Source organism: Oerskovia sp. USHLN155 (genome assembly GCF_037145535.1).
Lineage (GTDB): Bacteria > Actinomycetota > Actinomycetes > Actinomycetales > Cellulomonadaceae > Oerskovia > Oerskovia rustica.
This window is the reverse complement of the sequence record NZ_JBBCXG010000011.1, coordinates 65,453-80,370: the sequence shown is the minus strand read 5'-3', so window position 1 is coordinate 80,370 and position 14,918 is coordinate 65,453. Positions and strand designations below refer to the sequence as shown.

Here is a 14,918-nt window from a genome sequence, read left to right as displayed (position 1 = left end):
ACCCGTGCCCGACGGCGGAGCGCACCCCGGGGGCCGGCCGGCGTGAGGTCAGGCCCCGCTCTCGATGCCCGACGGCAGTGCGTCGTCGGCCCACGTGCCCGGGGTGCCGACGCGCCAGAGCGGGCGTGCCGCTGCGATGACGGCGACCGTGGCGACGAGCAGCCCGGCGAGCGCCACGAGCGCGGTCCCGATCCCGAACCGGTCGAGCAGCCCGGCCCCGACGAGAGGGATCAGGGGTCCGGCGGCGAGCCCGGTCAGTCCCATGATCGAGGCGAGACGTCCCTGCATCTCGAGCGGGGTGATCGCCGCGGCGTAGCCTGCGAGGCCCGCGTTGACGGCCGGGACCAGGAGGACGGCGAGCGGCAGCACGGCCACGTAGGCGGGGTACGTCTGGAGTGCGGCCATGAGGGTCGCGCCGACGGCGAGGGTGACCAGCGCGGCGACCGTGAGCGCCCCGGCCCGGACGCGCGCGACGAGCCGCGGTGCGAGCACGGCCCCGACGAGGATGCCCACGCCGACGGCGAGGTCGATGACCCCGATGAGGACGGGGGCGACCCCGGTCCGGACGAGCTCGAGGTTGATCCCGACGAGCAGCCCGCCGAACGCGACGTTGATGACGACGAAGAGGCCCAGGAGCGTCCGGAAGAGCGGGACCGACCAGACGAAGCGCAGCCCCTGGCGCAACGCCTCGACGGGTCGGGTCGCGCGGGCCTCCGCGGTGTCGCCGTTGAGGGGCTCGCGCACGGCCCACGTGCATGCCGCGGTCGCGGCCGACCCGATCGCGGCCGCGACGAGGGGGACGGCGTGCCCGACGGCGAAGAGCAGGCCGCCGACGGGACCCGCGAGCAGGCTCGCGACGGCGTCCCGCCCCTGGGACGCGGCGAGCGCCGTCGGGAGCTGAGGGGTCGGGACGACCGAGCGGAAGGCTCCGCTCGTCGCGGGATCGACGAAGGCTCCCACGACCGAGGCGCCGAACAGCACCAGCGCGAGGTGCCAGGCGGTGAGCGATCCGAGCGCTGCCGCGACGCCCACGGTCACCCAGAGCGCGGCGCCGACGGCGCTCGCGGCGACGATGAGCCGGCGCCGGTCCACGCGGTCCGCAACGACGCCGGCCGGGAGCGTCGCGAGCAGGGCCCCGACCTGGCCGACGGCGGCGACGGCTCCGGCCTGGAGGACCGACCCGGTCAGCGAGTAGGCGACGAGCGGGACGGCGAACAGGGCGAGGCCGGCTCCGAGCGACTCGGTCGTCAGCCCGGACATCAGGAGCATGTACGACCGGTTCCGCAGGAGGGGCGGAGGGGAGGGCGGTGCCTCGACCTGCGTCTCTGGCGAGATGGGCTCCTCCGATGCGGGGGAGCGCAGGGGCGAGGCCGCCGGGGCCGCAGGGTGCGTCGAGGCGCGGGGAGGTGGCGGCGTGCTCTGGGTGGTCGACATGCGACACACGGTAATCTCGCAACAACTAATGCGCAATGATCATTGCGCAAGTGGTCGTGCGGACGGCGACGGCGTTGCTAGCCTCGGGGGATGCGCGAGACCTTCCACGTCCAGGACCCCACGGCGCTCCGGGCCGTCGCGCACCCCATGCGGCAGCGGATCCTCACGGAGCTCGCGGCCCTCGGGCACGCCCGGGCTGCGGATCTCGCGCAGGCGATCGGAGAACCCGCGAACTCCATCAGCTTTCACCTGCGGGTGCTGGCCAAGGCGGGCATGATCGCCGAGGCTCCTGAGCACGCTCGCGACCGGCGCGACCGCGTGTGGACCAACGTCGCCGAGAGCTACGTCGTCGACCCCGGGTCGCCCGAGGCCGTCCGGGAGGTCGTCCGCCCGGCGCTGGTGTGGGCCGAGCGCCTGTTCGTCGAGGCGAACGACGAGAAGGCCCGGCGGGGCGACCGGTTGCTCGCGATCAACGCGCTCGTCCTCACGCCAGGGCTGGCCGCGGAGATGACGCAGGACCTGGCGGACCTGCTCGAACGCTGGGCGGACCGCGCGCTCACCGAGGCCAAGGAGTCGCCCGACCCGGCGCGGCGCGCCTACCAGGTGCTCGCGGTGCTGGCTCCCCACGGGCAGGACAGGAGCGACGACACGCACTGAGGTGCCGTCACGTCGTCCCATGAGAATGCCCGACGGCGGAGCGCACCCGGGTACGTGGGTGCGCTCCGCCGTCGGGCATGCAGGGCGTCGAGCCCGAGCGGCCGGGCCGCGCGCCGGGCGTCAGCCGAAGATCTCGTCCTCGAGCAGGACCACGTCGTCGAGGCGGTTGCGCACCGACGTCACGCGCCAGCGGTCCGGGAAGAGCGCCAGGTACTCGCCGTCCTCGCGCTGGAGGACCTCGACGCCCGGCTGCTCGTTGAGCTTCGCGACCCAGTCCTTCGTGGTGCGCAGCGCCATCGAGTAGCCCAGACGGTCGAGCGTCACGGGCGCGTTGAACTCGGTCGCCATGCGGTGCTCGGCGACCTCGAACTGCATGGGGCCGACCACGGCCAGGACGGGCGCCTGGTCACCGCGCAGGTCCGAGCGCAGGACCTGGACGACGCCCTCGGCGCCGAGCTGCATGACGCCGCGCTGGAACTGCTTGTAGCGCGAGACGTCCTTGGCGCGCATGACCGCGAAGTGCTCGGGCGCGAACGTCGGCAGCGGCGGGAACTCGACCTTCTTGTCCAGGTACAGCGTGTCGCCCACGCGCAGGCCGGCGGCGTTGACGAGGCCCACGACGTCGCCCGGGTAGGCCGTGTCGACGATCGTGCGCTCGCGCCCGAAGACCTGCTGCGCGTACTTGGTCGCGAAGGGCTTGCCCGTGCGGGCCGAGCTCACGACCATGCCGCGCTCGAACACGCCCGAGCAGATGCGCGCGAACGCGAGGCGGTCACGGTGCGCGGTGTCCATGCCGGCCTGCATCTTGAAGACGAACGCGCTGAAGGGCGCCTCGACGGGACGCGTGTCCTCGTTCACGGTGACGCGCGGCGAGGGCGAGGGGGCGACGTCGACCAGGACGTCGAGCAGCGCGTGCACGCCGAAGTTCTGCACCGCCGAGCCGAACAGCACCGGGGTCGTCTGACCGGCCAGGAACGACTCCTGGTCGTGGTCGCCGTTGGTGTCGGCGAGCAGCTCGGCCTCCTCGGTCGCGGTCGTCCACGCGTCACCCTCGCGGGCCAGGGCCGCGTCCGGGTCCATGATCTCCTCGGGGGCGATCGTCGTGCCGCCCGCGGTGCGCGTGTAGTGCACGTACTGACCCGTGCGGCGGTCCAGGACGCCGCGGAAGTCGCCGCCGACGCCCACGGGCCACGTGAGCGGCGTCGGGACCAGGCCCGTGCGCTCCTGGATCTCGTCCATGAGCTCGAGCGCGTCCTTGCCCGGACGGTCCCACTTGTTGATGACCGTGATGAGCGGGATGCCGCGGTGCTTGCAGACCGCGAACAGCTTCATGGTCTGCACCTCGAGGCCCTTGGCGGCGTCGACGAGCATCACGGCCGCGTCGACCGCGGACAGCACGCGGTAGGTGTCCTCGGAGAAGTCCGCGTGACCCGGGGTGTCGACGAGGTTGATCATGGCGTCGCGGTACGTGAACTGCAGCGCGGCCGACGTGATCGAGATCCCGCGGTCCTGCTCCATGTCCATCCAGTCGGACACCGTGCGCCGGCCCGCCTTGCCGTCCGCGCGGCCCGCCTCGCGGATCGCGTTGGCGTGCAGGGCGAGCGCCTCGGTGAGGGTCGACTTTCCCGCGTCCGGGTGGCTGATGACCGCGAACGAGCGGCGGCGCGAGGCCTCCGCGAGGACGGTCGCCTGCTCCTTCGCCGCGGTCGCCGGTGAGGCGGCCGCGGGGGCGGTGGTGCTGGAGGTCGTGGTGGGCTGGTCCGCTGAGGGCACTGGAACGTCCTGTGGCTTCCTGCAGTTTCCTGCGCGATCGAGGTCGAGGGGCGGGGCGCATCCGCGCGGGACGCAGCACCCAGCTCTCCATTCTCCCGCGAGATCGAGGCCGCGCTGACCACGTGCCGAGCACCCCGGTCGACTGGCCGCGGCGGGGGCCGGGTCGCTCCGCTGCGGAGACCCGCTCACTCCGGTGCGGGGTCGCCCCGGCTGAGCCGGATCTCCTCCAGGTCGAGCCGCGCCTGGACCTGGCGCAGGACGGTGTCGTCGATCGCGCGCTGGTCGCGCAGGCGCACGACCGTCTCGCGCTTGCGGGCCAGCAGTGCGAGGCGCAGCTCGGTGTACTCGTCGTCGAGGCGCACCGCGGGGTCCGGCTCCCCGCCCTCGTCGCCCTCCGCGTCCCGGGCGCGCAGCAGCGTCAGGTGTTCCTCGTACTCACCGCGCAGGCGGTCGACGACCGACGGGTCGGTGCCGAGCGCCGCCGCGACGTCGGGCAACGCGTCGAGGGCCTCCTGGGCGGCCGTCTCGTCGGCGAGCCGGCGCTCGCGGGCGACCCCGTCGTCGTCGGGCAGGCGCGCCCACCGGATCGTGGGGGCCAGCAGGAGGCCCTGGACCACGAGCGTCGTCGCGACCACGCCGCACGTGATGAACACGATGAGGTCGCGGTCGGGGAAGGGCGCGCCCGAGCTCAGGGTCGTCGGTACGGCGAGCGCCGCGGCCAGCGAGACCGCGCCCCGGAATCCCGCGACGGTGCTGACCGCTCGCGCCCGGTTCGTGACGCGCCGCCCGCGTTGGGACGGACGCCGGTCGACGAGGCGGATCGTGTACGCCGAGAGCACGAGGAAGCCGAACCGGACCACGAGGATGACCGCGCACACGACCGCGACACCGACCACCGCCGTCACGAGGTCCTCCGAGACCAGGTTGCGCACCGCGGACTGCGCCTCGAGCCCCACGAGCACGAACAGCGACGCGTTGATGAGGTACGTCGAGACCGACCAGAACGCGACGGTCTGCTGCCGCGTCGCCGCGCGCCCGATCCGCGGCCCGACCTGGCTCATGACCAGCCCGCACACGACCACGGCCAGCACCCCGGACGCCTCGATCAGCTCGGCGAGCAGGTACGCCGTGAACGGGATGAGCAGGACCACGACGTTGCCCAGCAGGGGGTCGTCGATGCGGCGCCGGGCCAGCACCGCGAGCCACGCGACGAGCAGGCCCACCGTGATGCCGCCGCCGTACGCGAGCACGAACAGCCACGTCACGTGCCCGGCGCTGAGCGTCTCCTCACCCACTGTCACGCCCACCGCGACGCCGTAGAGCACGAGGGCGGTGCCGTCGTTGACGAGGCTCTCGGCCCGCAGGACCGTGACCGTGCGTCGGGGCAGGGCCCGCGCGAGGACCCCCACGGCGGTCGCGTCGGTCGGCGCGACGGCCGCCCCGAGCACCCACGCGGGACCCCACGGCAGGCCCAGCGCGTGGGCCGCCGCGGCGACCGCGGCAGCCGTCACGACCACGAGCAGCGTGCTCGTCAGGACGATCCCGCGAAGCGTCGCGCGGATCTCCCGCAGCGAGATGGTGATGGCCTCCCAGTAGAGGAGCACCGGGAGGAACACCAGCAGCATGAGCTCGGGCGGCAGGTGCACCTGCCGCAGCGCCGGGACGAACCCCAGCGCGATCCCCGCGACGAGCAGCAGGATCGGGTCCGCGACCCGGGTACGGCGCGCGAGGATCCCGCACACGACGATGACCACGCCGAGGACCACGACGAGCTCGAGTCCGATCACGGCCGCCTCCTCCTGGTCTCGGCCCCGTTGGCGACCCGAAGACCCGGCCGCCGGTACCCCGCGCTACTTCGCCGTCGGGACCGGGTGCCCCTCCGAGGCCTGCACGACGACGATGCCGCGCCCCGTGAGACCGAGCTGGTACGCCTCGCCCGACCCACGGCCGATCGCCGCGGAGAGCTTCGCGGTCTTGCGGATCGTGGACGTGAGCGAGCTCGACCACAGGACCGCGGCCTGCATGTCGACGTACGTGGGCTCGTCGACGTCGAGGACCACGGGCGTCCCGTAGGCCGTCACGGCGAGGGACCCCGTCCCGGTGAACGTCGTGTTGAACAGTCCGCCGCTCATCATGGACGCGCCCTCGACGCGGTTGATGTCCCAGGTCAGGGTGCTCTCGAACGCCAGCACGTTGGACCCGTTGACCGTGACGGCCTCGTCCTCCAGGTGCAGGACGAACACCTGGTCCGCGTCCTGCGCGAGGAACACGTCGCCGCTGCCCGAGACCTTCATGAGGGACATGCCCTCGCCCGTGAAGGCCTTCTTGAACATCTTCGCGACACCGCCCGAGCCCTCGTACGCGAAGTCGACGTCGCCCTGGTAGGCGACCATCGAACCCTGCCGGGCGTAGAAGAACCCGCCCGTGCCCGCGAGGTCGACCTTGAGCATGCGGTCGTTCTGCAGCTGGAAGCTTCCCGGTTCGCCCGGCTGTTCGGTGTGGTTCATGAGTGTGCTGCGCATGGGACAGATCATCCGGCAACGGGGAGACCCGTGCACGTGTCAGCGCTCGACGATCGTCGTCACGACGCCGGTCACGGCAGGTCGTCGCGGCGTGGAACCGAACCCGAACCGGACCGGCGGGTCGACGTCCCGCAGGTCTCCCAGCGACTCGCCGGCCCACTCGGTGCGGGCGCCCGTGATCTCGTGCACGTCCGTGGCGCCGTAGTGCTCGACCCGACCGGGTCCGGCGCTCCCGCGCGTCCGGACACCGCGGAGGAAGACCCGCGCGACGGGGTCGGTGAGGACCGTCGTCCGGTGGGAGGCGGCGACCCGACGGGGCACGACGCGGAGCACGCGGCCGAGCGCGGTGCGGCGTCCGACGTCGACCCGCGCCTCGAGCGGCCCGGCGACGACCTGCCAGTGCTCGGGCCCGTCCCCGCGGCTCACGGTGACCGGGCACACCTCGACCCGGTCGAAGCGGTACGTCGTCGCGACGAGACTCGCGACCTGGTGCGACGGGGCGAGGAGGATGCGCTCGCCGTCGGGCCGCTCCACCATGACGTCGGCGAACGCGCCGAACGGGGACACGTCCCACCTGCCGACGACCAGCCGCGTCCCCGACGCCGTGCCCCACCCGGCGATGCGGCCGCGGAACCGCTGGATGCTCGACATCCACCGAAGCCTAGATCGCCGGAGCGAACCCGGTCGAGAAGACCGCCGCGACGACCGCGACGACGGTCACGAGCACGAACGACACGAAGAGGGCCCGCTCCGTCCCTGGGCGCCGGGCCCACGGCCGACGGCGTGCGTTCCGCAGGAGAGCGAGCGCCCCGAGGACGACGACGGCCGCGACCACTGCGGAGCCCGTCCGATTGATCTGCGCGGGGCAGGGCGGCGTCATGACGAAGGAACCGTCCGGCCCACCACCGGCCGAGGCGCACACGACCTCGAGGGTTGCGCTCCACACCAGCACCACGAGCGCGGCGGCGGCCACCAGCACCGCCTGCCGGACCGGATGGGTCGGGCGGACCGGTGCAGTGGGGGCCGTCGGGCGCGCTGCCCCCGAGGGGCTCGTCGCGGCGTCGTCGGGCATCGCAGCAGTCTGGCAAGTCCGGGACGATCCCGCCAGGCCCGACGGCGCCACGCCCGTCCCGCGCGCGACCGGCGCGCCGCCACCACCTCAGGCCGACCGGAGAGACCATGGCGGGATGAGTGCTGACAGCGAGGTCGCCGACCGGGTACGGGTCGTGACGGGCAAGGGTGCGGTCGAGGGGACCGTCGCGGACGGCGTCGAGCGGTTCCTCGGGGTGCCGTACGCGGCGCCGCCCTTCCGCGGCCGCCGGTTCGCGTCGCCCGAGCCGGCGGAGCCCTGGGACGGGGTGCGGGACGCGACCCGGTACGGGGCCACGTCGCCGCAGTCCCCGTACCCGGGTGCGCTCGGCGAGCTGCTGCCGACCGTGACGATCGACGGCGAGGACGTGCTGCACGTCAACGTGTGGACCCCGGCGGAGCGGGGCACCGAGCTGCTGCCCGTCCTCGTGTGGGTGCACGGCGGGTCGCTCGCGCACGGGTCGAACGCGCTCGCGGGCTACGACGGGACGCGGTTCGCGCAGGACGGCGTCGTGTTCGTCGGGGTCAACTACCGGCTCGGCGCCGAGGGGTTCTCGGTGCTCGACGGCGCCCCGCGCAACCTGGGCCTGGCCGACCAGCTCGCGGCGCTGGCCTGGGTCCAGGACGAGGTCGCGGCGTTCGGCGGCGACCCGCGGCGCGTGACGCTCGCGGGCCAGTCCGCGGGCGGCAACACGGTCGCGGCGATCCTGGCCCACCCCTCGGCACCGGGGCTCGTCGCGCGCGCGATCGTGCAGAGCGGGCCGCTGTCCGCGCAGCCGGCCGCCCGGGCAGGGCGCATCACGCGCGCCATGGGCAAGGACCTGGCCGTCCCGACGACGAGCGCAGGTTTCGCGACCGTCCTGCCCGAGGCGCTGATCGCCTCGCAGGACCGCGTCACTGCGGGGGCGACCCCGCTCACGGGAGGTCCGGGGTTCGCGCTGTGCCTCGACGACGACCTGGTGCCCCGCACCCCCGAGGACGCGCTCGTCGAAGGGGCCGGGCGCACGATCCCGCTGCTCGTGGGCGCCACGACCGAGGAGTACCGCCTCTGGTTCGTGCCCACGGGACTGCTCGGCACGTTCAAGCGCCTGCACCTCGCGGTGGCCCGTCGCAAGGTGGGGATCTCTGCCCGGGCCGTGCGGCTGTTCCGGCGCAACCGGCCCGGCGCGTCGGTCGGGGTCGTCCTCGGGGCGCTCGCCACGGACGTCCTGCTGCGGGTCCCGCTCCAGCGGGTCGCCGACGCCCGCCGGGCCGTAGGCGCGCAGACGCACGTCTACGAGTTCGCCTGGCGCAGCCCGGTCGCGGACCTCGGTGCGGCCCACGCCGTCGAGCTGGGCTTCGTGTTCGACGGCCTGGCGACGCCGGACTCGCGCGCGCTCGCCGGGCCCGACGCCCCGCAGTCCCTCGCGACCGCGATGCACTCGGCCTGGGTGGGGTTCGCGACGACCGGCGACCCGGGCTGGCAGTGCTGGGACGAGTCCCGCCCCGTGCGGGTCTTCGACGGCGAGGGCGACCCCGTTGTCCTCGCGCCGCGCGACGACGAGCGGGCCGCGCTCGACCGTCGCTAGCCGGCGCACGGCCCCGCCGGGCGCCGACCATCTACGGACGGCTACGCGAGGACGAGCTTCTCGCCGTCCACCGGGTGATCGGCCATCGCGACGCTGTGGATCGCCGGGTCGTCGTAGGTGTTCCAGTAGTAGGTCGCGGTGCTGGAGGAGAAGAGCCCGGTGTAGACCGTGATCTCGAACTCGCCCGACCCCATCGCGGCGCACCCGTCGACCATCGCGACCTGCTGCAGCGTGTGGAAGGCCCTGCTCACGTTCTCCGCCTCGGTCCCCTTGGTCGGGTAGTGGGCGTTGACGTAGGCGGCACGGACGAACCGGGAGGGCGAGTAGTAGTCCCCGGGGATGCCGCGCATGTGCGAGCCCGAGCCGAACGGGGTGAGGCGCGCCCTGCCCAGCTCGGTCTCCGGGGGGAACTCCGGGGAGGTGTTGAGGTAGTTGCGAAGATTCTCGTGGTGCCACGCGAACCCGGGCTGGTTCGTCAGGACGTCGACGTCGTCGTCGAAGACCTGCATGCCCTCGCTCGTGTGCTCCACCACGATCGAGCGCTCCCCGTCGGCGACGATCCAGTGGAGCAGCGAGCTCGGGTACTTGTCGTTGATCGGCTTGTCGACGATCACCACGTGCGCGAGAGCCGCCTCGACCTCGTCCACGCTCGCGAACTGCGAGCACACCCACAGCGGGAACTCGTACGCGGCGACGTTGACCGAGCCTTCGACAGGTCCGGGGGCGTACGCCGCGTACCCCGGGAAGTTGAGCCCGGCCACGGCCAGCCCCGCGTCGTTCCCGCAGTCGAAGTAGAGCGGGGTGTCCTCCTCCACGATGCCCATGCCGATCGTCGCATGCTCGATGCCGGGCACCGCGCCGAACGGCGACCTCGGCGCGTAGCCGGTGGGGGTCAGCACCACCTGCTGGCCGTAGCCGCTCGTCCAGTCGAGGTTCCGTGCGAGGTAGACGCTGCCCTGGCCGTCCGAAAACCTGATTCCCGTACACATAGCGATGCTCCCGTCGTCGGTGCGGATCGCGGCGGACGCGGCTCGCCATGCCTCCGCGTCGTGCCCCCGTCCTTCCATGGTCGGCTCCGACGGGCGGTCCCGCTCATCGGGGCGCAGGTCCGCTCCCGGGCAGGAGACGCCGACGACTTGGTCGATCCGCCCACCCGGGGGAATGATCGACCCATGCTCACCCTCACCGGAGCCGCCGGCTCGCGCATCGTCGGGATCGGCCACCACCAGCCTGAGCGGACGCTCACCAACGACGACATCGCCCAGCTGGTCGAGACGAACGACGAGTGGATCCGGTCCCGCACGGGGATCGTCACGCGGCACGTCGCGGCCGAGGACGAGACCGTGGCGGACATGGCCACCGCCGCCGCCCGGCACGCCCTGCAGGACGCCGGTGTCGCGGCGAGCGAGGTCGACATGGTCATCGTCGCGACGGCCACGGCGCGTGACCGGTCGCCCAACACCGCGGGCCGCGTGGCGTACAACCTGCGCACGGGTGTCATGCCCGGCCAGTCCACGCCCGAGGAGGAGGACGCACCCGACCTGCGCGGCGTCGTCGGGCCCGTGATCCTGGACGTCAACGTCGCGTGCTCGGGCTTCGCGCACGCCCTGGCGCTCGCGGACCAGGCGATCCGCACGGGCTCCGCGACGACCGCCCTCGTGATCGGTGCCGAGAAGCTCACCGACTTCACCGACTGGACCGACCGCGTGACGTGCATCCTCACGGCCGACGGCGCGGGCGCGTTCGTGGTGCAGGGCACCGACACCCCGGGGATCGGGCCGGTCGCGTGGGGCTCGGAGCCCGAGCTGACCCCCGCCGTGCTCATCGAGGCACCGGACGAGAAGTTCGTGCAGGACGGTCGCGCGGTGTTCCGCTGGGCCATCACGCGTGCGGCGGACCGGGCGCGGGCCGCGGTCGAGAAGTCCGGCCTGACGCTCGACGACATCGAGGTGCTCGTCGCGCACCAGGCGAACCTGCGCATCATCGAGCCGCTCGCCAAGGCGCTGGGCCTCGAGGACAAGGTCGTCGTCACGGACATCACCGAGTCGGGCAACACGTCGGCCGCGAGCATCCCGCTGGGCCTGTCGAAGTGGTGGCACTCGGGCAAGATCCCGGCGGGTGTGCCCGCGCTGCTCATCGGCTTCGGCGGCGGCTTCGCGTGGGCCGGGCAGGTCGTGCAGACGCCCACGCGCTGAGCGTGGTCGGCGAGGACCGCGCCTGACGCAGCCGGCCCGCCGAGACGGCGGCGCACCGGCGTGCCACGCTGGGCGCATGGCTCGTGACGTGCGGGTGCGCCGACTGCGCCGCGAGGCGTGGGGGTTCGTCGTCGGGTCGGCGTGCTTCCTGGTCGGTGCGGTGCCGTTCTACGCGCAGGCCGTGGGGCCCGTCGTGGTCGGGGCGACGTTCTGCGTGGGCTCGGTCTTCTTCACGCTCGCGGCGGCGATCCAGCTCAGCCTCAGCGGTCGCCGCGTGCCGCGTCGGGGCACGAACCCGGCCGACCGCTGGGACTGGTGGGCCGCGGCCGTCCAGCTCGCCGGGACCCTCTTCTTCAACATCAGCACCGCGGCCGCGCTGGGCGCGGCGATCGCCGACCCCGCGCGCCTGGGCGCGGGCTGGCGGCCCGATGCCTACGGGTCGGTCGCGTTCCTCGTCTCGAGCGCGTTCGCGGTCGTCGCGACCCGGGACCGTGGTCACCTGTGGGACACCGACGCGCGCACGTGGCACGGGACGTGGTTGAACCTCGTGGGGTCGGTCGCGTTCGGCGCGTCGGCCGTGGGGGCGTACGTGGTGCCGCAGACGGACTCGCTCGTGAGCGCGTTCTGGGCGAACCTCGGGACGCTGCTGGGGGCGGTGTGCTTCCTGGTCGCGGCGCTGCTGTCGCGACGCACGATCGACGCCCCGGCTCCTGCGGCGTCGCCCGGTCCGCGTCCTGCTGCCTGAGGCGCGGCTAGCGCGGGCTGCGCGCCCGCGAGGACGCGGCGTCCATGCCCTGCACGACGACGGCGCACCGGTTCTCGTCGTGGCTCGCCCCGTCGGCGGCGCGGTCGAGCAGGCGGCGCAGGGTTCCGCGGTCGGCGGCGTCGAGGCCTCCGAGCAGGTCCTCCTCGGCTGCGGCGACGCGGGCGTCGAGGTCGGCGAGGACCTCCCGCCCCTTGTCGGTCGCGACGATGCGCCGGGTCCTGCGGTCGGTCGGGTCGGCCTGCCGCTCGACGAGGTCGCAGTCGACGTACTTGTCGATGAGGTAGGTCATGACGGTCCGGTCGATGCCGAGGCGTGCGGCGAGCGCGGCCTGGCTGGGCGGGGTGTCGTGCACGACGGCGGAGAGCACCTGGTAGCAGCGCGTCCCGTCGGGCAGGTCCTCGGCGAGCGAGTCGACGCGCGCGCTCCACTCGCGCAGGAGCGCGGTGAGCGGCCAGCCGAGGGGGCTGGGGGTGCGGGTGGTGTCCGGCGTCGCGAGGGTCACGGGACCAGGATACATCGGAATGATCTCGATGGAAGATGAGTTGCTGGTGATATCGTCTGTAACTCAGATGATCTTTGAAGACGACCGCCGCCCCCGCGGCACACGGAGCGCGCACGCATGACGGACTACGGCCACGACCTCATCCTCGGGACCTTCCTGACCCCGCAGAACAGCGACCCGCAGGCGCCCGTGCGCCTCGCGCAGATCACCGAGAACGCGGGGCTCGACCTCGTGACCTTCCAGGACCACCCCTACCAGGCGGGCTTCCTCGACACCTGGACCCTCATGACCTGGGTCGCCGCGGCGACCGAGCGCGTGCACGTCGCGGGCAACGTCCTCAACCTGCCGCTGCGTCCGCCGGCCGTCCTGGCCCGCGCGGCCGCGAGCCTCGACCTGCTCTCGGGCGGCCGGTACGCCATGGGCCTCGGGGCCGGTGCGTTCTGGGACGCGATCGAGGCCATGGGGACGCCGCGCCTCACACCGGGCGAGGCCGTCACGGCCCTCGACGAGGCCGTCGACATCATCCGCGGCATCTGGGACACGAGCGACCGCACGCCCCTGCGCGTGCACGGGACGCACCACCAGGTCGACGGCGCCAAGCGCGGCCCGGCCCCCGCGCACGACATCCCGATCTGGATCGGCGCCGTCAAGCCGCGCATGCAGCGGCTCATCGGCCGCAAGGGCGACGGCTGGCTGCCGTCGCTGTCCTACCTCCAGCCCGGCGACCTCGCCAAGGGCAACGCGGTGATCGACGAGGCCGCGGTCGCGGCCGGACGCGACCCGAGCGCGGTGCGCCGCATGGTCAACGTCAACGGCAGGTTTACCTCGAGCCGCCTGGGCTACCTCCAGGGCCCCGTCGAGCAGTGGGTCGAGGAGCTCGGCAACCTCGCGCTCGAGGACGGCGTCTCCGGCTTCGTCCTCGCGACCGACGACCCGCGCGAGATCCAGGTCTTCGGCGAGGAGGTCGCCCCCGCGCTGCGCGAGCTCGTCGCGGCCGAGCGCCGGTCCGTCGGCACGGCTCCCGCCGGTCGCCGTCGCGGCGCCCTCGCGCTGGCGGCCCGCCGCGACGGGATCGACTACGACGGCCTGCCCGACTCGCTGACCGAGCGCGCCGTCGAGCCCGGCGACCGCGCCTACGACACGGTCCGCCACACCTACATGCGCTCGGGCGCCCCGGGCATCGTGCTGCGCCCGCGCACCGCGGACGAGGTCGCCGAGGCCGTCGTCTGGGCCGGCGAGCAGGGCGTGCCGCTCGCGGTCCGCTCGGCGGGCCACGGCATCAGCGGTCGTTCCACCAACGACGGCGGCGTGCTCCTCGACGTCGGCGCCCTGGACCAGGTCACCGTGCCCGACGACGGCTCGCACCGCGTGCGCCTGGGTGCGGGCGGGACGTGGGGCCAGGTCGCCGAGGTGCTCTCCCCGCACGGCCTCGCGATCAGCTCGGGCGACTCGGGCGGCGTGGGCGTCGGCGGCCTCGCCACGACGGGCGGCATCGGCCTCCTGGGCCGCAAGCACGGCCTGACGATCGACCACGTGGTCGCCGCCGAGATCGTGACCGCGGACGGCCGGGTGCGCGTCGTCGACGCCGAGAACGACGCCGAGCTCTTCTGGGCCCTGCGCGGGGCCGGCGGCAACATGGGTGTCGTGACCTGGGTCGACGTCGAGGCGACACCCGTGACCGACCTCGTCTACTCGACCATGGTGCTCGACGCCTCGGACACCGCGGGCCTGCTCGAGCGCTGGGCCGCGATTGTCGAGTCGGCGCCGCGCGAGCTCACGAGCTTCCTGCACATGAGCGGGGCGCGCGGCGGACGCGGCCCCATGGCCCAGCTCATGACCGTGTGGGCCGACGACGACACGGGGGCGGCGATCCGCGCGCTCGAGGCCCTCGCCGACTCGGCCCCTCTGCTCGACCACCAGGCCGTGCTGACGCCGTACTCGGGCATCGTGCGCCGGGCCGACGCCCAGCACTCGGGCGGCGGAGAGCCCGGCTCGCGCTCCGGCCTGATCGAGCACGTCGACCAGGCCACTGCCCGCGACCTCGCCCGCTTCCTCGACGGCGGCGGCGCGCAGCTCCTCCAGCTCCGCGCGGTCGGCGGGGCGGTCAACGACGTCGCGCCCGACGCGACGGCGTACGCGCACCGCACGCAGAACTTCTCGGTCGCGGCCTTCGGGTCGCGCCGCGGACCCGGCGGGATCGACGGTGCGTGGGACGAGCTCGTCCACCCGCACACCGACGGGCTCTACCTGTCGTTCGAGACCGACCCGCGTCCCGAGCGCCTGCGCGAGGCGTTCCCCGAGCCGACGCTCTCGCGCCTGCGTCAGGTCAAGCGTCAGGTCGACCCGACGAACCTGTTCTCGGCGAACTTCCCGATCCCGCCGGCAGACGCCTGATTCCCCGACGGGCCGCCG

At 73.6% G+C, this 14,918-nt stretch carries 13 protein-coding genes; 5 read left to right on the top strand and 8 right to left on the bottom strand.

Annotated elements, in window-relative coordinates; genetic code table 11:
* Positions 1 to 48: 48 nt before the first annotated feature.
* On the bottom strand, positions 49 to 1,434 hold the full coding sequence (locus WFH32_RS16155) for an MFS transporter (protein ID WP_191796444.1): 1,386 nt from the start codon (positions 1,432 to 1,434) through the stop codon (positions 49 to 51).
* Between the two features lie 90 nt (positions 1,435 to 1,524).
* On the opposite strand from WFH32_RS16155, the gene WFH32_RS16150 reads away from it, so the two are divergent.
* A complete protein-coding gene (locus WFH32_RS16150) occupies positions 1,525 to 2,091 on the top strand; it encodes an ArsR/SmtB family transcription factor (protein WP_336708331.1) in 567 nt (188 codons plus the stop codon).
* 120 nt (positions 2,092 to 2,211) lie between these two features.
* On the opposite strand, the gene WFH32_RS16145 is transcribed toward WFH32_RS16150, so the two are convergent.
* The 5 genes from WFH32_RS16145 to WFH32_RS16125 form a co-directional block, all read right to left on the bottom strand.
* Positions 2,212 to 3,864 (bottom strand): peptide chain release factor 3, encoded by a 1,653-nt coding sequence (locus tag WFH32_RS16145; RefSeq protein WP_336708330.1) that lies wholly within the window; start codon positions 3,862 to 3,864, stop codon positions 2,212 to 2,214.
* Between the two features lie 185 nt (positions 3,865 to 4,049).
* A complete protein-coding gene (locus WFH32_RS16140) occupies positions 4,050 to 5,651 on the bottom strand; it encodes a Na+/H+ antiporter (RefSeq protein ID WP_191796442.1) in 1,602 nt (533 codons plus the stop codon).
* Between the two features lie 63 nt (positions 5,652 to 5,714).
* Complete coding sequence (locus WFH32_RS16135) at positions 5,715 to 6,386, bottom strand: AIM24 family protein (protein ID WP_030153006.1); 672 nt, start codon at positions 6,384 to 6,386, stop codon at positions 5,715 to 5,717.
* A 39-nt stretch (positions 6,387 to 6,425) separates the two neighbouring features.
* On the bottom strand, positions 6,426 to 7,037 hold the full coding sequence (locus WFH32_RS16130) for a hypothetical protein (protein WP_336708328.1): 612 nt from the start codon (positions 7,035 to 7,037) through the stop codon (positions 6,426 to 6,428).
* Between the two features lie 10 nt (positions 7,038 to 7,047).
* Positions 7,048 to 7,458: a hypothetical protein gene (locus WFH32_RS16125; protein ID WP_336708327.1), complete on the bottom strand. Its 411-nt coding sequence runs from the start codon at positions 7,456 to 7,458 to the stop codon at positions 7,048 to 7,050.
* A 115-nt stretch (positions 7,459 to 7,573) separates the two neighbouring features.
* On the opposite strand from WFH32_RS16125, the gene WFH32_RS16120 reads away from it, so the two are divergent.
* Positions 7,574 to 9,043: a carboxylesterase/lipase family protein gene (locus tag WFH32_RS16120; RefSeq protein ID WP_336708325.1), complete on the top strand. Its 1,470-nt coding sequence runs from the start codon at positions 7,574 to 7,576 to the stop codon at positions 9,041 to 9,043.
* 41 nt (positions 9,044 to 9,084) lie between these two features.
* Here WFH32_RS16120 and bsh read toward each other — a convergent pair whose 3' ends face one another.
* Positions 9,085 to 10,110: a choloylglycine hydrolase gene (bsh, locus tag WFH32_RS16115; RefSeq protein ID WP_336708323.1), complete on the bottom strand. Its 1,026-nt coding sequence runs from the start codon at positions 10,108 to 10,110 to the stop codon at positions 9,085 to 9,087.
* A gap of 105 nt (positions 10,111 to 10,215) precedes the next feature.
* Between bsh and WFH32_RS16110 the strand changes: the two genes are divergently transcribed.
* Together WFH32_RS16110 and WFH32_RS16105 are read left to right on the top strand one after the other, a co-directional pair.
* Positions 10,216 to 11,238, top strand: coding sequence for a beta-ketoacyl-ACP synthase III (locus WFH32_RS16110; RefSeq protein WP_191796437.1), 1,023 nt, complete (start codon positions 10,216 to 10,218; stop codon positions 11,236 to 11,238).
* A gap of 76 nt (positions 11,239 to 11,314) precedes the next feature.
* Entirely contained in the window at positions 11,315 to 11,983 is a 669-nt protein-coding gene (locus WFH32_RS16105; RefSeq protein WP_336708322.1) for a hypothetical protein, read from the top strand.
* Positions 11,984 to 11,990: 7 nt separating this feature from the next.
* Here the strand turns inward: WFH32_RS16105 and WFH32_RS16100 are convergent, their stop codons facing one another.
* Complete coding sequence (locus tag WFH32_RS16100; RefSeq protein ID WP_336708321.1) at positions 11,991 to 12,506, bottom strand: MarR family winged helix-turn-helix transcriptional regulator; 516 nt, start codon at positions 12,504 to 12,506, stop codon at positions 11,991 to 11,993.
* Positions 12,507 to 12,623: 117 nt separating this feature from the next.
* Here WFH32_RS16100 and WFH32_RS16095 point away from each other — a divergent pair, with 117 nt between their 5' ends.
* Positions 12,624 to 14,900, top strand: coding sequence for an LLM class flavin-dependent oxidoreductase (locus WFH32_RS16095; protein ID WP_336708320.1), 2,277 nt, complete (start codon positions 12,624 to 12,626; stop codon positions 14,898 to 14,900).
* The last annotated feature ends 18 nt before the right edge of the window (positions 14,901 to 14,918 follow it).